Annotated in this window: 13 protein-coding genes; all 13 read left to right on the forward strand. The window is 35.8% G+C overall.

Annotated features, from left to right (window positions below):
* Positions 1–27 precede the first annotated feature (27 nt).
* Positions 28–1119: a glycoside hydrolase family 99 protein gene (locus DRF57_RS00790; protein WP_115916365.1), complete on the forward strand. Its 1092-nt coding sequence runs from the start codon at positions 28–30 to the stop codon at positions 1117–1119.
* A gap of 147 nt (positions 1120–1266) precedes the next feature.
* Positions 1267–3039, forward strand: coding sequence for a ComEC/Rec2 family competence protein (locus tag DRF57_RS00795; protein WP_115916572.1), 1773 nt, complete (start codon positions 1267–1269; stop codon positions 3037–3039).
* A gap of 146 nt (positions 3040–3185) precedes the next feature.
* Entirely contained in the window at positions 3186–3848 is a 663-nt protein-coding gene (locus DRF57_RS00800) for a succinate dehydrogenase cytochrome b subunit (protein ID WP_047488924.1), read from the forward strand.
* 15 nt (positions 3849–3863) lie between these two features.
* Entirely contained in the window at positions 3864–5876 is a 2013-nt protein-coding gene (locus DRF57_RS00805) for a fumarate reductase/succinate dehydrogenase flavoprotein subunit (protein WP_047488928.1), read from the forward strand.
* A gap of 24 nt (positions 5877–5900) precedes the next feature.
* Complete coding sequence (locus tag DRF57_RS00810; RefSeq protein WP_047488931.1) at positions 5901–6668, forward strand: succinate dehydrogenase/fumarate reductase iron-sulfur subunit; 768 nt, start codon at positions 5901–5903, stop codon at positions 6666–6668.
* A 236-nt stretch (positions 6669–6904) separates the two neighbouring features.
* Positions 6905–7120: a hypothetical protein gene (locus DRF57_RS00815; protein ID WP_115916367.1), complete on the forward strand. Its 216-nt coding sequence runs from the start codon at positions 6905–6907 to the stop codon at positions 7118–7120.
* Between the two features lie 158 nt (positions 7121–7278).
* Positions 7279–8850, forward strand: a complete 1572-nt coding sequence (locus DRF57_RS00820) for a vitamin K epoxide reductase family protein (protein WP_115916369.1) — start codon at positions 7279–7281, stop codon at positions 8848–8850.
* A 110-nt stretch (positions 8851–8960) separates the two neighbouring features.
* Positions 8961–10499 carry a TlpA family protein disulfide reductase gene (locus DRF57_RS00825; RefSeq protein WP_115916371.1) on the forward strand — a complete coding sequence of 513 codons (1539 nt, stop codon included), beginning with the start codon at positions 8961–8963 and terminating at the stop codon, positions 10497–10499.
* 172 nt (positions 10500–10671) lie between these two features.
* Positions 10672–12081, forward strand: a complete 1410-nt coding sequence (rlmD, locus tag DRF57_RS00835) for a 23S rRNA (uracil(1939)-C(5))-methyltransferase RlmD (RefSeq protein ID WP_047488941.1) — start codon at positions 10672–10674, stop codon at positions 12079–12081.
* 31 nt (positions 12082–12112) lie between these two features.
* Positions 12113–12589 (forward strand): DUF6452 family protein, encoded by a 477-nt coding sequence (locus DRF57_RS00840; protein ID WP_115916373.1) that lies wholly within the window; start codon positions 12113–12115, stop codon positions 12587–12589.
* Positions 12555–13214, forward strand: a complete 660-nt coding sequence (locus tag DRF57_RS00845; protein WP_047488950.1) for a DUF6048 family protein — start codon at positions 12555–12557, stop codon at positions 13212–13214. The genes DRF57_RS00840 and DRF57_RS00845 overlap by 35 nt, the downstream gene beginning before the upstream one ends.
* 306 nt (positions 13215–13520) lie before the next feature.
* Complete coding sequence (locus tag DRF57_RS00850) at positions 13521–16502, forward strand: reprolysin-like metallopeptidase (protein ID WP_084085710.1); 2982 nt, start codon at positions 13521–13523, stop codon at positions 16500–16502.
* A gap of 290 nt (positions 16503–16792) precedes the next feature.
* Positions 16793–21502: a GEVED domain-containing protein gene (locus tag DRF57_RS00855; RefSeq protein ID WP_115916375.1), complete on the forward strand. Its 4710-nt coding sequence runs from the start codon at positions 16793–16795 to the stop codon at positions 21500–21502.
* Positions 21503–21518: the final 16 nt, after the last annotated feature.

Consider the following 21518-nt stretch of genomic DNA (forward strand, 5'->3'; position numbering starts at 1 on the left):
CTTGATAATTTAATTACTTTATTGAAAATGAATCATTTGAAACGTTTTTTATTACTTGTTGCATGTACGTTTTTTTTCTCAAAAAGTTTTGCTCAGGAGAATATTCCAAGAGATAAAGTTCAGATATTTTATTACGGCTGGTATGGAAATCAGGCAGTAGATGGGAGTCTTCAGCATTGGAATCATGAAATTATCCCTCATTGGAATAATCCTAAATGGAATAATTTGGGACATTATAAAGGAGGTGATGATATTGGAGCCAATTTTTATCCTGCTTTAGGAAACTACAGCTCTAATGATGTAAAGATCATTGAAAAACATATGAAAATGATCAAAGAATCAGGTGTTGGTGTTGTGGTTATCAGTTGGTTGGGAAAAGATTCTTTTACAGATAAAAGTGTTTCGAAATATTTAGATATTGCAGATCGTTTTAATCTGAAAATTGCATTTCACATAGAGCCGTTTTATAAAACAATTACCGAGCTCAGAGATCAGCTTTCCTATCTTGTTAAAACCTATTCTGCTCATCATGCCTTTTATAAAAAAGACGGGAAACCTATGTTTTACGTTTATGATAGCTATAAAATTTCTCCGGAAGAATGGTCAAAGCTTCTTTCTAAGAATGGAGAGAAAACGGTGCGTGATACGGAGCTTGATGCTCTTTATATAGGGTTGTGGGTGGAGGAAAAAGATGCTGCTTTTTTTGAAACTTCCGGCTTTGATGGTTTTTATACCTATTTTGCGAGTGAAGGTTTTGTGTATGGAAGCACCACTTCAAACTGGGATTTTCTTTCCAGATTTGCAAAAGACCATAAGCTGATTTTTATACCTTGTGTGGGACCCGGGTATTCTGATACCAGGATCAGGCCGTGGAATGAAGCTAATTTCAAAAGCCGTGAGAACGGAAAATATTATGAAAGTATGTTTGATGCTGCTATAAAAGTGAAGCCTGAATGGATTGGAATCACATCTTTTAATGAATGGCATGAAGGCACACAAGTAGAACCTGCTAGCCCCAAAAAGACAAGCCGTTTTACATATGAAGACTATGGAAAAGATCCATGGATGTACATTAAAGAAACAAAACGTTTAACGGATAAGTTTTTAAAAGGGAAGTAAAAACTTTTTTATAAAAACTTAAATTGACAGCAAAAAAATAAGCGCTCTATTAATCTCTTTGATGAGGTATAGAGCGTTTTTTAGTGATCGTAGAGTTGAAATTCAATTGATTAATTTCCTACTTTGGTAATGTAATTGATTGGAAATGTGAACAAACAACCTCTCCTTATTCTAACGTTATGTTTTATCCTTGGAATTCTTTTTCAGGATCATTTTTTATGGGAAGGTATTACTGTTTATTCCGGCATGCTTCTTTGCCTTGGAATTGTAGTTTCGTTATTTTTTTATTCCTATTTTTTGAACAAATCTAAACCGGTTTTGCTGGGTGTGTTGTTTTTTGGATTGGGAATTATTTTTCATTTTTTCAATACGTTTTCTTCTGTTGCAGGATTAGCTGTTAAAGAAAAAGAAACTGTTATTTTCAATATTTCTCAGAAATTGAATACAACGGAGAAGTATAAAAGGTACGAAGGAGTAGCCATGGTTGGGAAGAAGAGCTTCAATACCATTTTATATATTCCGAAAGATGCTCATGAACTTGATTTTAAACATTATTACAAAGCCGAAGCTTATCTGACACCCATAAAATCTCCGAAGTATGATTTTCAGTTCGATTATGCCAGGTATCTGAAAAGGAAAAATATTGAATACCAATGTTATCTTTCAAAGAGTATTTCTTCAGCTGAGAAAAGAGACTTAAGTTTTTTTGATAAAGTGAGGCAACAGAGACTCGAGATTCTGCAAAGGATTGACAAAACCGGAATGTCTGAAAAAGCCAAAACTTTTTTAAAAGGAATTATTCTGGCTGACCGGACCGAAATTGATGCAGGAACAGTCCGGGACTTCAACAGATCCGGGTTGATTCATTTACTGGCTATTTCAGGAACTCATATTGTTGTGATCTTTGGGATGTTTTATTTTTTACAGATTCGGTGTATGCCTTTGCGGTTAAGAAAGTATGCTGTCATTTTCAGTTTGGTTTTTATCTGGCTGTTTGCAGGTTTTATAGGTTTTGGAAATTCTGTTTTAAGATCTTGTATTATGCTGATCGTATATTTTATTTATATTTTACTTCAGAGAAAAACGGATCTGCTGCATGCACTGGGATTATCTGCATTTATTATTCTTGTTTTTGATACCCAGCAGTTTTTTGATATTGGATTTCAGCTCAGCTTTTTGGCTGTTTTGGGAATTTTTTGGTTAAATGAGCCTCTGTTGAGAAAATTTCCAATACAGGATCATTATTGGAAAAAATTACTTTTTAATACGATTACGATTTCCATTGCTGCCCAGCTGGCAACACTTCCTTTGGTGTTATATTATTTCCATCAGTTTTCCTTTATTTCAGTCATTGCCAATTGTATTATTGTTCCTTTTTCAGAAGTCATTATTGTATTTTCATTTTTAATGACAATTCTTATTGCTTTTAGGATTGACTTTACGTTCATTACTGTAGTATATGATAATGCTATCTTGCTGTTACTAAAGGTGATTCACTGGTTTGCAGAGACCGATGTGTTATTTTTTGAAAATATACCTATGAATTTACCTGAAGTCATATCAGTATTGGGAGTGGTCTACTTACTGAGGTCTGTAATTTTAGACTTTAATTTTAAGAGTTTCATGAGGCTTTCAATGTCTTTTTTAGCCTTTTTAATAATAAGAACAGGGAGTAATGTTTTTGAAAATCAGAGAGAAGAGGTGTTATTTCAAGAATTCAATAAAAATAAAGTGTTTTTGGTAAAGAAAGGAAATGAGGCCTGTTTTTGGATTTCAGAAAGGACAGATCGGGACAGGGTTATCCGGTATTTTATCAATCCTTACTGTTCATCGAGGAGGATCGCACATTTTGAGATAAAAAGCTTCCCTTCTTCTGTCCGGAAAATTGTTTTTCAGGATCAGATTTATGAAGTAAAATAGGATAGAGTCTTTCTGATTAATTACGCTCTGTTTATCGTTGCGTAGTCTTATTTAGAAAGATTACAAACTGGTTAATTGTGAGATTTCTCACTTTTCAATATTGTTAACATTCCTTAATTTTGTGGGAAATTCAAATTTAAACTTATATGGCAGGTTTAACGAGTTCTACGATAGGTAGAAAATATGCTATGGCATTATCAGCTATGTTTTTGCTGATTTTTCTTATACTGCATTTGACGACCAATTTGTTATCAGTTCTTAATAAGGACGCCTTTAACACGGCTTCTGACTTTATGGGCTATAATCCTTTTGTGCAGTTCTTAATGCAGCCTATTCTTGGTTTTGCAGTAATTTTCCATTTTGCGATGGGGTTTGTACTGGAAATTAAGAATAATAAAGCGCGTCCGGTAAAGTACGCAGCAAACAATGCTTCTGTGAATTCTTCATGGATGTCCAGAAATATGATTATTTCCGGTGCTGTTATTTTAGCTTTCCTAGCGCTTCACTTGTATGATTTCTGGCTTCATGAAATTAATTACAAGTATGTGGAAGGAATCGCTCCTGATGCAGAACGTTTCTGGCCGGAACTTCATGAGAAGTTTGCTGACCTTTGGAGAGTGGCTCTATATGTGATCTCTTTTGTATTATTAGGATTGCACTTAGCACACGGATTTCAGTCTTCATTCCAGTCTGTGGGAGCAAGACATCCAAAGTATACACCAGTAATCAAAGCTTTTGGGAAATGGTATTCAATCCTTATTCCTGCAGGGTTTATTTTAGTTGCTGTTTTTCATTTTATAACTCAATAATATCAATATACTAGTATGAGTAAATTAGATTCAAGAATTCCAGCGGGTCCTCTTAAAGACAAGTGGAAAAATCATAAAGACCATATGAACCTTGTTGCACCAAACAACAGAGATAAGATTGATATTATTGTTGTAGGTACAGGTTTGGCGGGAGGTTCTGCTGCTGCTACTTTAGCTGAGCAAGGATACAATGTGAAAGCATTTTGTTATCAGGATTCTCCAAGAAGAGCGCACTCTATTGCGGCTCAGGGGGGAATCAATGCTGCTAAAAATTACCAAGGTGACGGTGACTCTACCTATAGATTGTTCTATGATACAATCAAAGGTGGTGACTATAGAGCAAGAGAAGCTAACGTTTACAGATTAGCTGAAGTTTCTGCAAATATTATTGACCAGTGTGTTTCTCAGGGAGTTCCTTTCGGTAGAGATTACGGTGGCCAGCTAGATAACCGTTCATTTGGTGGGGTTCAGGTAAAAAGAACATTCTATGCAAAAGGACAGACTGGACAACAGTTGTTGTTAGGTGCGTATTCTGCAATGAGCCGTCAGATCGGTAAAGGTAGAATCAAGATGTACAACCGTCATGAAATGCTAGACCTTGTTATTGTTGACGGAAAGGCAAGAGGTATTATTGCAAGAAACCTGGTAACAGGTGAGGTTGAAAGACATTCTGCACACGCTGTAGTAATTGCTTCAGGAGGATACGGAAACGTATATTTCCTTTCTACCAATGCAATGGGATCAAACGTTTCTGCAGCATGGAAGATCCACAAAAAAGGAGCTTACTTTGCCAACCCTTGTTACGTACAGATTCACCCGACTTGTATTCCTGTTCATGGAACACAGCAGTCTAAACTGACTTTGATGTCTGAATCATTAAGAAACTCCGGAAGAATCTGGGTTCCTAAAAAACATGAAGATTCAGTAGCCATCAGAGAAGGTAAACTGAGACCGGAAAATATTAAAGAAGAAGATAGAGATTATTATTTGGAAAGAAGATACCCTGCATTCGGTAACCTTGTGCCTAGAGACGTTGCGTCAAGAGCAGCTAAGGAAAGATGTGATGCTGGTTTCGGAATTGAAAATAATGATACACAGGAAGGTGTTTACCTGGATTTCTCTACAGAGATCATGAAGAAAGGTAAAGAAGCCGCTATCGAAAAACATATTCATAACCCAACTGACCAACAGCTTTATGATTTAGGTAAAAGCTGGGTTGAGGAGAAATACGGTAACCTATTCGTAATGTACGAAAAGATTACTGCTGATGATCCTTACAAAACTCCAATGAAGATTTATCCTGCAGTTCACTATACTATGGGAGGTGTTTGGGTTGATTATAACCTTCAGTCTACTATCCCTGGATGTTTCGTAATTGGTGAAGCTAACTTCTCTGATCACGGTGCAAACAGACTTGGAGCATCTGCTTTGATGCAGGGGCTTGCTGACGGATATTTTGTACTTCCTTATACTATTGCAGATTATCTTTCTGCAGATATCAGAACAGGAGAAATTCCTACCAATTCAGGAGCATTTGATGAAGCTGAAAAAGGGATTAAAGAGAAAATTGATTTCTTCTTAAATAATAAAGGAACTCATTCAGTAGACCATTTCCATAAACAATTAGGACACATTATGTGGAATAAAGTAGGGATGGGAAGAACTCCTGAAGGATTAAGAGAAGCGATCAGAGAAATTGAAGAAGTAAGAAACGACTTCTGGAAAAATGTAAAAGTTCCTGGTGAAGGAGAAGGGATGAACACTGAGCTTGAAAAAGCATTCAGAGTAGCAGACTTCCTTGAATTAGGACAATTAATGGCTATCGATGCACTACACAGAAACGAGTCTTGTGGTGGACATTTCCGTGAGGATCACTCAACTCCAGACGGAGAAGCGGAAAGAGATGACGTAAATTACAAATACGTCGGAGCTTGGGAATATCAGGGAGGAGATATCAACGCGGAAGTGTTGCATAAAGAAGACCTGATATATGACAACATCGAGGTTAAAACTAGAAGTTACAAATAATCTCCAACCTATAAATAAAAAATTATGAGTGCAAAAAAAGGCTTACATCTTACGCTGAAAATTTGGAGACAAAAAAATAGTAAAACTAAAGGTCAGTTTGAGACCTATAAAATATCAGATGTTTCCACAGATTCTTCATTTTTGGAGATGCTGGACATCCTGAACGAAAATTTAATTAACGAAGGAAAAGAGCCGATCGCTTTTGACCATGACTGTCGTGAGGGGATCTGCGGAATGTGTTCTCTTTACATCAATGGTAGAGCACATGGTCCGGATACGGGGATTACTACCTGTCAGCTTCACATGAGAATGTTCAAAGACGGTGAAACCATCGTTATTGAACCATGGAGAAGTGCTGCTTTCCCGGTTATTAAAGACTTAATGGTAGACAGAAGTGCATTTGACAGAGTAATGGCTGCAGGTGGTTTCGTTTCTGTAAATACTTCAGGAAATACGTTGGATGCGAATGCTATTCCGGTTCCTAAAGAAGATGCAGACAGAGCTATGGATGCTGCTGCTTGTATTGGATGTGGAGCTTGTGTAGCAACATGTAAAAACGGATCTGCTATGTTATTCGTGGGAGCTAAAGTTTCACAGTTTGCTTTACTTCCTCAAGGTAGGGTAGAAGCAAAAAGAAGAGTTCTGAACATGGTGAAAGCTATGGATGAAGAAGGATTCGGAAACTGTTCAAATACCGGAGCATGTGAAATAGAATGTCCTAAAGGTATTTCTCTTGAGAATATCGCAAGAATGAACAGAGAATATATGGCTGCTCTTGTAGATCAAGGATAGAATTGATTCAGATACATAAAAAGTCGTCTTCATTTGAAGGCGACTTTTTTTATGCTATTGAAGCAAAAAAATGGCAATATTTTACATAAATATAAATTACGTTATATTAGTGATTTTAATATTTGAAATTTTATTTTGCTTGTTTTTTTTAAATTCATTTTGTTAAAACAAAAATATTTTCATTTATAAATGTTGAATAATTCTATATTTGGTGATACAATAAAACAATTCTTAAAATGAAAAAACTTAAAAAAATCACAGGAGGTTTATCAAGAAATGAAATGAGAAAAGTTAATGGAGCTGGGCTGCCTCCTGAGGATCCTGAAACTCTTGCATGTCCAACAACAACATGTACTTCGAGTGACATTTGTACTAGCACATCAGGATTAGGTTCTTGTTCTTGTAAAATAGGTCCTTGGGATTCTGTTGGTGTTTGTCAAGCGCATGGATAAACAAAAAGACATTTATTTTACTAAAGAACGTCTCATAATTGAGACGTTCTTTTCAGATTGTGTCTTGCGTACATTAAAACATTTAGAATTTAATTAAATATTTATATAAATAGCTTCATGCGAAGGAGAAGCTATTTTGTTAAAAGAATCAATTAGTTATGTCATCCAACGAGGAATTAAAGCAACTAGCATCTTATTTGAAATATGAAAAGGTCTATGTAGATTTTGAAGAATTTAAATTTCAAGCAGAGACTCATCCTGACTATCCAAGCCTATTAGCATATTCAGATACTCTTAATTTTTTTAATATACCCAATCTTGCGACAAAACTATCATTAGAGGAAATAGAAGAAATAGATAATATAGATAGTTATGTGGCATTACTTGCAGAAGATAATCTTGTACCATCTTTATATCATGTAGAAAAGCGAGGGAATTTTTATTATTATAAAAAAGGAAAAAAAGAAGTTGAAAATAGTAGAAACGATTTTTTGAAGGTTTGGCAAAATATTGTTTTCCTCATAGACAAACCAGAAGAGGAAGAAAAAAATACAAAATATTTTAACTCATTTTCATTATTACTCATATTTTCATTTTGCATACTTGGTTTGATATACTTTTGTTCAAATTCTATCCTAGCTATAATCTTTGGTGCAACTTCAATTTTGGGGATTTTTTTATCTTTAGAGGCATTAAAAACCGAGCTAGGAATTGAGTCACAAGTATCAAAGTCTTTTTGTAAAACTATTCCTAATGCAGATTGTGCACAGGTTATTAATTCTAAAAAGAATAAATGGCTTGCTAAAGTTAAGATTAGTGATATCAGTATGTGGTTTTTTACTTCGCAAATTCTTAGTTTATTTGTTTTTGCAGTAGCAAATAGTATTGATGCTTTTTCTAGCTATATGTTTCTTGGAATAATGTTTTCTATTCCTTTAACTTTTTTTTCTATTTATTTTCAATATAAAATAGAGAAAAGTTGGTGTCCGATCTGTCTATCTATAATATTGGTCATTTACATACAATTCGTTGTACTTTTTTTTCTAAATACAGGTTTTTATTTTTCAGAGAAAAATATGATGTTGTTTATTTTTTGTTTTTTACTTATAGGTGGTTTAATATACTTATTAAAACCATTTTTTTTAGAACATAAGGAAATGAAAGAAGATTATATTAAACAATTACGTTTTTCAAAAAATTATGACCTATTTAAAAATACTTTGTTAAAATCAAAACAGGTTTTTTTTAAAAAAGAAGTTATTATTTTAGGTAATCCAAACGCATTAAAAAGAATTTCTATAATAACAAGCCCAATGTGTGGACATTGTAAAAATGTTCATGAAATTATTGATGACATCTTTAATATGTATTCAGATGAGATTGCAATAAGTATTAGATTTAATTATTATAACAATAATGATATTGATGTTCAAAATCTTCTATTTACTCTGGTTGAAATCCATAGAAATAATGGTGATATAAGTTTTGTTAATGCATTACATGATTGGTTTAATCATAGAGATTTTGATAGTTGGTTTTTTAAGCATGGGAGAACTGAGAAAAATTCTATGATACAATCTGAATTAGAAGAAATAACCATAGAAAATACTGAAAATGGAATTAATTTTACACCCGATATTTATTTTAATCAATTTAACTATCCAAAAATATATACTCGTAATAATTTAAAATACTTCATTGCGGATTGGATAGATGATGAAAATATATAATGCCAATAAGGTTGGTTTTTATTTTATTCTGAGAAATGTTTTTTTAATTTCAACTAATATTTCTCTATGTGTATAAAAATTGTATTTTTGCTTAACTTATAAATTTAATAATGAGAAAATATCTTTTATTGTTTATCATCACTATTTTTGTGATGTCTTGCTCTAAAAAAGTTGATGTAAAAGGAAAAATAACGGGTGGGTCTCCACTGGAAAGAATTGAACTTATAGAAGCTTCTGGTGTTGCAACTCTACCTTTAGTTAACTTGGGTTTAGATAAAGATGGTAATTTTTCTGGCTCTTTTGATGCTCCTAAAAATGGCATGTATGAAATTAGTTATGGAGGAAAAAGAAATATAATTTACTTAAAGGCTGGACAAACTTTAAATATTTCAGGTAATGGGGCTACGTTTCCAACGGAATATATAATTACTGGTGATGCTAAGAAAAATAATGATTTCTTTGTTGCAACACAAAAATATTTGGTGAACTATGCGCAAAAGATCAACATTCAAGAGTTGATGGCAAGAGATGAGAAAACTTTTTTACAAGGAGTTCAAAAAATAGAAGGTGATATCAAAACAAATATTGAAGAAAATATTAAGAAGTTTAACCCTGATAATGACGTTGTTGAATGGAAGAAGATTGATGTTGCAAGTACTATATTATCTGTAATGGCTCAATATGAGATGGTAAAGAAAATGTCTGGAGATCCTTCTTTTAAAGTTTCAAAGGCATTTACTGATTTTGAAAATAAATTACAACAGGATAAGGATAAAATGCTAAAGATCAGTCCTACTTATAGAAGTTATTTGTTGAATAAATATAATTCTGATTTTCAGAAATTTGCAGAGCCAAGAGCTTCTAAAAATCCAAGCGTTACTTTGTCGGAGTTATTCACTGAATTTATGAAAAGTAAGAAAGATACTCCACAACTAACAAAAGACTATCTGCTGTCTTTTGTGATTGCACAAGATATTCGTCCTGGGATTGATCCTAAAGCTCTAGATAAAATTTCTAAAATTATTGATGATAATATCAAAGATAATGAGATTAAGAAAGGATTAAAAAATATTGAATTAGCAATTGCTGGAAATAAGATTGGAACAGTAGCTCCGGAAGCTCCTTTGGTGAAACAGGACGGAAAGGCTTATAATCTTTCTGAAAATAAAGGAAAACCTTATATGCTATTCTTTTATGCATCTTGGAATCCTTATATCAGCGAAGCTACAGTACCTGTATTGAAAGAAGTTGTTAACTTTTATAAGTCTAAAATGAACTTTGTGTTTGTCAATGTAGATGATACAAAAGATCAGTTTGTAAAAACCAGCAATTCTCTATTGAAAGGTATTCAGGGAGTAAATGTTTACGGAGAAAAAGGAATGGAGTCTGAGATCGCTAAAAAATATGGTGTATACGGATTTAAATTACCTTGTTTTGTAATCATAGACAAAGATGGTAAAATTGCCAGCAGATCATTTGTGAACCTGGGAGAACAGGAATTGGTAACTATTTTGGATAAATTGACAGGTCTTGCAGCGCCAAGAGTAGATCAAGCTCCACAACAAATGCCACAAGGATTACAAGTGGATCCGTCTGCACAGCAACAGGCTCCACAACCGGCAAATCCACAACCAGCTCAAACGAAATAATAAACTTTAACATAGATGGAAACCTTATCTTCGGATAAGGTTTTTTTTTATTGTATTTTTGCAGAATTAAACCGAAAGTTTTCTTTCGGCTGTATTAGAAAAAATAGAAATAGAGATGTAGGAATGAAACCTTCCGGTTTCGTCCTGCCATTAAAAGAAATTGAGTTTACGGATGAAAAAGAAGAAGAAAGATATAATTCTTGAAAATATTAAGTTATTCGGAGCAGGGGCAAAAGGTGTCGCGATTGGAAAAACAGAAGAAGGAAAAACAGTACTGATCTCAGGAGCGGTTCCGGGAGATGTAGTGAATGCAAGAGTAAAAAAATCCAAATCCAAATATTATGAGGCAGAAACTGTAGAAGTTGTGGAGCCTTCAGCATTTAGAGTAGAGCCTAAATGTATTCATTTTGGAACGTGCGGTGGATGCAAGTGGCAAAATATGAGCTACGAGAAACAGCTTGACTTTAAGCAGGAAGAAGTATACAATAATATTAAGAGAATCGGAGGGATTGACGAGTTTGAAACGGTTCCGATCTTAGGGGCTGAAGAGCAGTATTTCTACAGAAACAAAATGGAGTTCTCTTTCTCTAACGCAAGATGGCTTACACAGTATGAAATAAGCTCTGAAGAAAATTTTGGCAGTAAGGATGCTCTGGGCTTCCATATCCCGGGAATGTGGAGTAAGATTCTCGATCTTAAAGAATGTTTTCTTCAGGAAGACCCTTCCAATGCAATACGACTTGCCGTAAAACAATATGGTGTCAACAATGGATTGGATTTCTTTGATGTGAGAAATCAGGAAGGTTTCTTAAGAACTTTAATGATGAGACAAAACTCTAAAGGGGAATGGATGGTACTATTCCAGCTTTATAGAGAAGAAAAAGAAAACAGAGAAAAACTTTTCGAATTTTTACTGGAGAAGTTTCCACAGATCAAAACGTTGGTATACGCTATTAATCCAAAACAGAATGATTCAATCTATGATTTAAATATCAATGTTTATTTTGGAGAAGGATATCTGATGGAAGAAATGGATGGACTAAAGTTTAAAATAGGACCAAAATCATTTTTTCAAACCAATTATAAACAGGCTTTAGAATTATATAGAAAAACATTAGAATTTGCAGACCTGAAAGGGGATGAAGTGGTTTATGACCTTTATACAGGAACAGGAACTATAGCACAATATGTAGCAAGAAATGCAAAACAGGTAATAGGAATAGAATCTGTGCAGGAAGCTATAGACGCGGCAATAGAACACGCTGAATTAAATGGTCTTACCAATTGTACTTTCTATTGTGGAGATATGAAAAATGTTTTTAATGATGAATTCATGGAAAATCATCCTAAGGCGGATGTTTTAATCACGGATCCACCAAGGGACGGAATGCACCAGAAAGTAGTAGAGCAAATCTTAAAGCTTGCCCCGGAAAAAGTAGTCTATGTGAGCTGTAACTCAGCAACACAGGCGAGAGATCTGGCACTGATGAAAGATCATTATACTTTGGTGAAAATATTACCGGTAGATATGTTCCCACAAACCCATCACGTGGAAAACATTGCTTTATTGGTTAAAAAATAAATTTATTTAAATTTGAATTTCAAATCTTAGTATGAGATACTTTAAATTTTTCATAATAACCTGCCTTTTGGGAATGCTTTTTTCCTGTGGTGGAGACGATGATATCTGCGAAAGTGGAGAAGGAACCCCGAGAATGAAAGTGGCATTTAGATCAGCGGAATCGGGAAAAGACAGAACATTGGATTCGTTATATGTAGCCGTTGATTACGGTTCCGGAAAAGTTCAGTTAGGAGGAGTAGCGAAAGCCGATTCCAAACTTATTCCTTTAAGAGTAGATGACTCTCCATATACTGATGTGTATTTTAGATTAACTAATAAGGGAGCTGAAGCCAAAGTGAGAGTGAAGTACACGACAAAGTCTACCTATGTATCTCCTGGATGTGGTATGAAAAAAGCATATGAGAATTTAACCTCAGAATTAATAACTCCCAATCCTGTTCAAAACCTGGAAGCCGGACAAAATCAAATAGAGAATGAAGACAAGACTAATCTTTACCTTCTTTTTTAGTATACTAGGAATACTGAGCTGGGCACAGGATAAGAAAGAGACCAAAAAAGAACAATTAAAATATGAACCTAATTTTATGGTTGGTTTTGATGTTCTTAATACAGGGGCCGCTTTCTTTTCAGACAGGAAATTGTATCAGGGATTTATTTCTTCAAAAATAAGAGGAAATGTTCATGCTGTTGCTGAAGCTGGATTTGAGAAAAATATATATCAGAAAAATGGATATGATGCCAAAGTAAATGGACCCTTTGTTAAATTAGGTGCATTTTATATGTTGGCGAAAGATGCAGAAAATGAATTCAATGGTTTCTACGCAGGAGGAAAATTGGGTGGATCATTTTATAAACAGGAATATATGGCCATACCGGTGCGTGGATTTGGGGGAAGCAGCTCTTCGGTAGCATTTCCTTCTTCATCACAATCCTCTTTTTGGCTGGAAGGAACATTGGGAGGCAGGGTACAGCTCTTTGAATCCAATTTCTATATTGATGTCAATCTGCAGCCCCGTTATTTGGTATATACTACAAAACAGGACGATATATCCCCCATGATTATTCCAGGATTTGGAAGAAGCTCTTCCAAATTTAATATGGGATTTGCATGGAATATAGCATATAAATTTTAAAAGGAGCGTTGAGCTCCTTTTTTTTTGTGATTACGTTTTATAGGGAAGTAAACTGGTCTTCATTCCGGCTTACTTTTATGATAAGACTAATTGTGATATTATAATAGTATATCCGGTAAAAGTGCCATGTTTATTACGAAAGTTTTTGTTTTTTGTCTATATTGAAAAACTAAATTTTTGAATTGTTTTTGTGTTATTATAATGTATTTTACTTTTGATTGTCGTATTTGTTTTAAATAATGATTAAAATTTAATAATTAGTAGTATAAAATAATTATATTTGGAAAAAAATATAATTAACTTTTTATGAAAAGACTACTTACTACTTTGATGTGTGCTTTAGTAGGGGGGACAGCGTTCGGACAGTGGACGCCCGCTACTATTAAGGTAGACAGCAAAAAAAGAGCAGTGGACATGAAGGCCACTAACGTAGGATCTAATTTCAAATTGGACTTGAATCAGCTGAGAGCTCAATTGAAAGGAGCTCAAGAAATGGGAGCTAATGCTAGACCTGTTGTTATTTCCATCCCGACCTTAAGTGGTAAAATCGAGAGATTTAATGTGTACAGTTTTCCTGTGGTTGTAAAAGAACTTGCAGATAAGTATGAGCTTGGTTCATACATAGGAACTTCTGTTGAGGACCCTTCTCAGCAAATTAGATTCTCTGTAGCTCCAAATGATTTCCAGTCTATGTTATTTAAAGATGGAAATTATGAGTTCGTTGAACCTGTTGACAAAGCAAATGGAATATATTCTCTACAGCTTAAAAAGAACAAGACAGGAGAAAAACCTTTCGTATGTAGCACAATGGAAGAGCCAGGTGCTGTAAAAGACCTTGAGAATTTATATAACAGCGGAAAATCATTTGCCCATAATTCCGGAACTTTTAACAAGAATTCTGATAGAAAGTACCGTACAATGAGAGTGGCAATCTCAACTACTGCTGAGTATACCGCTTATTTTGGAGGTGTTCCGGGTGCATTAGCACAGGTGAATGCTACACTTACACGTGTGAATGGTGTTTTTGAAAAAGATTTTGCATTGCATTTAAATCTACAGTCTTATCCAAGTTTGATTTTTACGAATGCTGCAACAGACCCATATTCTCCTGCTGCGCAAATGAATAACTGGAATGTTCAGCTACAGCAAACGCTTACCAGTGTAGTAGGAAATGAAAACTATGATATCGGACATTTATTTGGAGCTACAGGTGGTGGTGGAAATGCCGGATGTATCGGATGTGTATGTATAGATCCTGCTACTCCAACTTCTAAAGCAAAAGGATCTGGGTTTACATCTCCGGCAGATGGGATTCCAATGGGTAATAATTTTGATATAGATTATGTAGCTCACGAAATGGGACACCAGTTGGGTGGTAATCATACATTCTCCCATGGGATCGAAGGATCTGGGGTAAATGTTGAACCGGGATCAGGATCTACTATCATGGGATATGCAGGGATTACAGGAGCAACTACAGATGTGCAGGCGCATTCCGATCCTTATTTCCATAGAGCAAGTATTGGTCAGATTCAAACCAACCTAATCAGTAAAACATGTGATGTTGAAACCAGTGTTGCAAACAATGCACCTGTAATCGCAGCACTTTCTCCTTATACAATTCCTAAGAAAACTGCATTTGTACTTACAGCTAACGTTACAGATGCTGACGGGGATCCAATGACGTATACATGGGAAGAAATGGACAGTGGAATGACTGCCAGCCAGACTATTGATAAAAATAATTTAGGACAAACAACTTATGGGGCATCATTCAGATCGGTATCTCCTTCTAACACCCCAACAAGATACTTCCCTAAATTTTCTTCTGTACTTGCAGGAGCTTTAGATAATTCATTAAATACCTGGGAATCTACTTCACAGGTAGCCAGAACTTCTAAATTTGCCATTACAGCAAGAGATAATAATGCTGATGTAACACAGCAGCAGACTAACTCTGCACAACAGACTATTACAGTTGGAAATGACGGGCCATTCCAGATTACTCAGAATTTCCTTTTTGCGAATGCTCCTTCGGACTTAACTTGGGATGTGGCCAATACATCATCGGCTCCTTATAATGTTGCTAATGTTAAAATTGACTATTCAACAGATAACGGAGTAAACTGGACAGTTCTTTCTGCTTCTACTCCTAATGATGGTACAGAATCTTTTACAATACCTTCGTCTTTAAACGGACAAACTATTGTGGTAAGGGTTTCTTCTATTGGAAACGTTTTCTATACTCTTAAGAAAATTCCTGTAACTAACCAGGTAGCATGTGGTTCTGCTCCTATTGGTTTAGTAGCTCAAAATATTACACTGAATGGTGCTTCTGTTTCTTGGAGCCCGGTTGCTGGAGCTGCTTCTTACGCTGTGAGATATAGATTAGCATCTGCTACTCCATGGACTCAGCTTCCGGATAGCAATACGAACTCTGCAACATTATCAGGATTGTCAGACTGTACTGCATACCAGGTTCAGGTAGCTGCTATCTGTGGTGGGGTAACAGGTCCTTATTCTGCAACAACAGCCTTCTCTTCTGCATGTGTTACTTACTGTACATCAGCAAGTAGTAGTGGTCAGTATAATTATATCTCCAATGTTACATTGGGAACTGTAAACAATACAACTGGAGGAACAACATATTCTAACTTTACAAACAATACAGCATTACAGCCTGTTTTGTTAGTAAACAGCTCCAATACAATTAATGTTTCTCTTACTACCAATAATGCAGGTGCATTAGTGAATGGAATGGCTGCATGGATTGATTATAATAAAAATGGACTATTTGAAGCCTCTGAAAGAGTTCTTGATATGCCAATAACTTCTTTGATACTTGGAACTACTCCTAATACAGCAACATTTACAGTGCCGTCAACTGCGGTAACTAATACTCCGGTAAGAATGAGAATTGTTACCGTATTAATAAATCCAGATTATATTGGTGAGAGTCTTCCTGATGATTTTGCATGTGGAGATTTCCCTAATGGAGAAGTTGAAGACTATAATGTAATTATTGCAACCAATCTTGGAACTTCTGAGACAGGTGTTAAAAACAATGGAATTCAGATCTATCCAAATCCTGTAAATGATGTTTTAAATGTAACTAAAGTTTCTGATAAAGCAGCTTACAAAATTTACAGTGCAGCGGGTCAGCTGATAGACAGTGGAAATATCAACAGTGGAAAAATTAATGTTTCAGCACTAATTAAAGGTGGATACGTAATTACAATTGAAGATAAAGGTCAGGATCAGTTTAGATCTAAGTTTATCAAAAAGTAATGTAAATCTTTATAACATTAAATCCCCAAGTTTCTTGGGGATTTTTTTATTCTAAACCATATTGGGTATTATTGTGAAATTTTTTCAAAAAAATATTTTAATAGATGTGTAATAGTGAAAAAATTATTAGATTTGTGTAATTATTAAAATATTAACATATGGAATGAAAATTACTTTTTTAATACAGTTTATCTGTAAAATGAGATGTTTCAAAAAATATGTTTGAACATCTCAACTAGGAAAACCTTATAATTCTTGACTATTCTTATCACTATTAAATTTTAAAAAATATGAGTGTACTTTTACTCTGTAAAATGAGCAGTCCCAGAAGGACTCTCATAACATTACTTTGTATGGTCTTCGGTCTATTCCTGCAAGCACAAACAATCACGATTGGTACAGGAACATCAACTCAAAGATATCCTTTGAGTTGTTATTATGGATTCGAAAGATCATCTTCACTTTATACAGCTGCAGAAATAAATACAGCTGCGGGAGGAACCGTCCTGTCCTTAGGATGGAATGTGACTGCAGCCTCTACTGCCACCATGCCGGTAAAGATTTATTTAAAATCTGTACCCGCTGCAACAACAACTCTTACTTCACAAAACTGGGTTGATGCCACTGCAGGAGCTACTTTAGTCTATGATGCGAGTTTAACTAATTTACCAACAGGATGGAATACCATTACGTTACAAAACCCTTTTTATTATAATGGGTCAGATAACCTGTTAGTGTTAGTTGAAACAAACTATGGTGGATACGGAACAGGATCTTCATCAGGAAGTGCAGTTACCTATAGTACTGCTACATCGAAACATATGTATATTCAGGGAGATTCCACTGCTCCTACAGGAACAGGAACAGTGACTTCCAGCAGACCAAATATTCAGATTACTTTTGGTCCGCCACCTTCATGTATCCCTCCTGGTGCCCTAAGTTTAGGAACGATCACTGCTACAAGTGCTGTAGTAAACTGGTCGGCATCCACACCTGCACCCGCAGGAGGATATGAAGTATATTATAGTACTACCAATACTGCACCAACAGCAGGAACTCCTCCTTCACAAACTGTGACAGCACCAACAGCAACACTTTCTCCACTGGTACCGAATACCAATTATTATGTTTGGGTACGGGCAAAATGTAGTGGAACGAATCAAAGCTGGTGGGTGGGACCAATCGCTTTAGCTACACCACCTACTTGTCCTCCAATGCCTACTACAGGATCTTTATCTATGGGAATGGTTACACCTACCAGTGCAGTACTGAACTGGACCGCTTATGGGTATACCCCTGCAGGAGGATATGATGTATATTACAGTACCAATAATGCAGCTCCTACTGGGGCAACTCCTCCTTCACAAACGGTGACAGGATTAACAGCAACGCTTTCTCCACTGGTGGCTAATACAACCTATTATGCCTGGGTGAGAGCAAGATGTAGTGCGACTGATCAAAGCTCATGGAGTGGGCCAATTTCCTTCTATACAGGGTATTGTGTACCTACAGGAGGTACGGGATCAACTTCATATTACCTGAATAATATTACGAGTACCGGAGGTATTTCTAACTTAAATTATACTGCTGCTGCTTACCAGGCATATGTTAACAGTACAGCCAGTGTATTTTCAGCAATACCTACCAATACAATAACATTGAATTTGGCTTCTGCCGGAAATAATACATATCATTATTATGTTTGGATTGACTGGAATAACGATATGAGTTTTACCGGTACTGGTGAACTTATTTTTGCTTCCACAGCGTATAATGCCACTGAATCTGTATCCATTCCTATACCGGCAACTCAGGCTCCCGGAAACTATAGAGTAAGAGTTGGTACAACATATTCCGGTACAATGGTTCCATGTGGACCGGTATCTAGTGGTAACTATGTAGATTTCAATTTAAACGTAATTGCTTTACAGCCATGTAATACATTGCCTCCAAGTAATATTACCGTTTCAAATATCACGGCAAGTACTGCTCTTGTAAGCTGGGTTCCTTCTACAGGAGCAACATACAAATTGCAGTATAGAAGAACTGGAACTTTACCATGGACTGTGGTTGATTTAACTGCTCCATTATCAAATAGCTATACTATTCCTAACCTGATTGATGCTACTCAGTATGAATTTCAGATAGCGACCATATGTGGTGGAACTCAGGGAGCATTCTCTCCTTTAGCGAACTTTACCACCCTTGCCCTTACTTATTGTGATCCGAGCCCTGTAAATACAACATCGGATGGTTATATCAATAAGGTAGTTGTTACCCCTACGAATGCACCACTTATGGTAAATGATTCAGGGTATGATGTATATAAAGATTACACAACAGATGCTACCAAAACAATTATATTGGTAAGAGGATCAGCAGGAAACAAAATTAGTGTTAATAAATACTGGCCGGGATCTACATCTTCTTACGGTGTAGTGGCATGGATTGATTATAATAGAAACGGATTATTTGAAACCTGGGAAAAAGTATTGGATACTTCAAGCAGTACCACTACTCCGGTAAACAATACCTTTTCATTAGCTGCTTTACCAGCTGGAGCTGTTTATAGTGGAGCTCAGCCTACACGTATGCGTGTTGCTATGAAACAATATGACGTTCCTATTCCATGTGGTGCATTTGATGCGTTTGATTACGGAGAAGTGGAAGATTATCCGGTAAGATTTATTGATCAGCCTGTATGTTCTACTACACCTCCAACGAATGTTACGGTTTCAAACCTTACAGCTACGAGTGCAACTTTCTCATGGGTAGCTGCTACAGGAGCAACTTATAATTTGAGATACAGAAGAACCAATCCGGTGGGGGCCTATACAACGGTAACCGGTATTACAGGAAACACTTATACAATTCCTGGTACAGCACCTTTAACTGAGCAAACGGACTATGAAGTTCAGGTGGCTACAGTATGTAATGGTAGTACAGGTTCATACTCAACAGCAGTACCATTTAAAACACCACCTTTATCTTATTGCCAGATGGTAGGTAGTGGAAATAACGATCACATTTCAAATGTAACAGTTACTTCTTCTAACCTTGGGGTACCTGCTATGAGTAATACTTCTGTACAGACGAACTACATCAGCTATACCAATGCACAAACCCTGATTACTCTTGATATTGAATCTACAGATAATAAAATATCAGTAGCAAAAGGTTGGACAGGTGCTACCAATAATGATGCTGTTTCAGCATGGATTGATTTCAACAGAGACGGACAGTTTACTGATGCAGAAAGAATTCTTAATTCTGCGGCCAGTACAACAACTCCTGTTACAGCTACATTTATTGTTCCTGCAGGATCTTATTCCGGACCACTGACTACTACAATGAGAGTGGTACTAAAACGTTCAAGTGCTCCGGTAATGTGCCAGAATGCAGTGAATGGTGAAGTGGAAGATTATAGAGTAATGTTGAGACCATGTAGCAGTGCTACTCCGGGAACTCCTACTATTGTAGCTACTCATAATAGTGCTACTATTACCTGGACGGCAACAGGAGCTAATGTAAGTTATCTTGTAAAATATAGAGTACAGGGAACTACAGCATGGACTGAAGTATATGCTTCTGCAATTTTAGGTAATATGCCACTTGTTATCAATGGTCTGACTCCGGCTACCACTTATGAAGTTCAGGTTGCAGCTGTTTGTGGAACTACTATTGGTACTGCAACACCTATAAAAACATTTACAACGAGATGTGATCCTACGCCTCCAAATGTTACGATCAGCGCTATTACTCCTACTACAGCACTGGTTACCTGGGCACCGCTTGCGGCAAGTTCTACTTATGTGATGAGATACAGAGTAGTGGGATCTGGTACAGCAGGATGGGTTGAAGTAAATTTACCGGCTGCTCCTGCCAATACCTATGTGCTTGGTAGTGCAACTCCGCTATTACCTTATACTACATACGAGGTTCAGATTGCCAATAAGTGTGTAGGAGAAAATACCCTGAATCCATATTCAAATCCTAAAGTATTTACGACGGAAAGAATTTGTGAAATTGCTCCTCCTGGATTAACAATTACACAATTATTGCCAACAATGGCAGAAGTTAAGTGGGATCCTTTCCCAGGAGCAACATATGTGTTGAGATATAGAAAAGTAGGTATTCCTAGCTGGACAGAAGTTCCAACACCTGTTAATAATGTAGTATTGTCAGGATTGACAGAACTTACAAAATATGAAATGCAGGTAGTGAATATCTGTAATGGTACACCAGGTAATTATACACCTCTGTATTACTTTACAACACCTACAGTAGTGTATTGTAATATGGGTTCTCAGAATTCTACGGGTGAGCATATTGCTAAGGTTACTGTTAATCCAAACGGAAAGCCTAGTATGGAAAATGCATCTGGTGCCTCTTCTTATACAGATTACACAGGAGTTACTGCTAAGTTTATAGAGTTGATTCAAGGATCAACAGACAATGAAATTATCATTGAGAAAAAATGGACAGGAACTAATCATAACGAAGGAATTGCAGTATGGATCGATTTCAACAGAAATGGTGAATTTGATATCAATGAGAGAGTGTTTACTTCACCTCCGAATACTACCACTCCGGTATCAGGAAAATTCAGTGTTCCGGCAGATGCATTTGTAAGCATGACAGATTACAAATATGTAGTGATGAGAGTAGCTATGCAAAGAGATGGGGTACCTGTAAGCTGTGTTAACTTTGCTAACGGTGAAGTTGAAGATTATACAGTAAGAATTTCCAAAAAGGCAGTTTTAAATCCTATTGATCAAACTGAGATCATGATTTATCCTAACCCTGTAAGTTCAGTATTATATGTGAAGAATATTAGCAAAAGAGCTAAATATAAAATCTATAATGCAGCAGGACAGGTGATCAACGATGGAATTCTGTTGAACAACCAAATCAACGTAAGCAAATTAATCAACGGTGTTTATGTAATAGATATTGAAGATAATGGCAATACGGTTCAAAAGAAATTTATCAAAGAATAATTCATTAAATTTCTAT

This window comes from Chryseobacterium rhizosphaerae (assembly GCF_003385455.1).
GTDB lineage: Bacteria > Bacteroidota > Bacteroidia > Flavobacteriales > Weeksellaceae > Chryseobacterium > Chryseobacterium rhizosphaerae.

Bases quoted from the DNA above. Each gene is read 5' to 3' on its own strand.
- DRF57_RS00790 (WP_115916365.1), top strand. From the start codon at position 28: ATGAATCATTTGAAACGTTTTTTATTACTTGTTGCATGTACGTTTTTT.
- DRF57_RS00800 (WP_047488924.1), top strand. From the start codon at position 3,186: ATGGCAGGTTTAACGAGTTCTACGATAGGTAGAAAATATGCTATGGCA.
- DRF57_RS00805 (WP_047488928.1), top strand. From the start codon at position 3,864: ATGAGTAAATTAGATTCAAGAATTCCAGCGGGTCCTCTTAAAGACAAG.
- DRF57_RS00810 (WP_047488931.1), top strand. From the start codon at position 5,901: ATGAGTGCAAAAAAAGGCTTACATCTTACGCTGAAAATTTGGAGACAA.
- DRF57_RS00815 (WP_115916367.1), top strand. From the start codon at position 6,905: ATGAAAAAACTTAAAAAAATCACAGGAGGTTTATCAAGAAATGAAATG.
- DRF57_RS00820 (WP_115916369.1), top strand. From the start codon at position 7,279: ATGTCATCCAACGAGGAATTAAAGCAACTAGCATCTTATTTGAAATAT.
- DRF57_RS00825 (WP_115916371.1), top strand. From the start codon at position 8,961: ATGAGAAAATATCTTTTATTGTTTATCATCACTATTTTTGTGATGTCT.
- rlmD (WP_047488941.1), top strand. From the start codon at position 10,672: ATGAAAAAGAAGAAGAAAGATATAATTCTTGAAAATATTAAGTTATTC.
- DRF57_RS00840 (WP_115916373.1), top strand. From the start codon at position 12,113: ATGAGATACTTTAAATTTTTCATAATAACCTGCCTTTTGGGAATGCTT.
- DRF57_RS00845 (WP_047488950.1), top strand. From the start codon at position 12,555: ATGAAGACAAGACTAATCTTTACCTTCTTTTTTAGTATACTAGGAATA.
- DRF57_RS00850 (WP_084085710.1), top strand. From the start codon at position 13,521: ATGAAAAGACTACTTACTACTTTGATGTGTGCTTTAGTAGGGGGGACA.
- DRF57_RS00855 (WP_115916375.1), top strand. From the start codon at position 16,793: ATGAGTGTACTTTTACTCTGTAAAATGAGCAGTCCCAGAAGGACTCTC.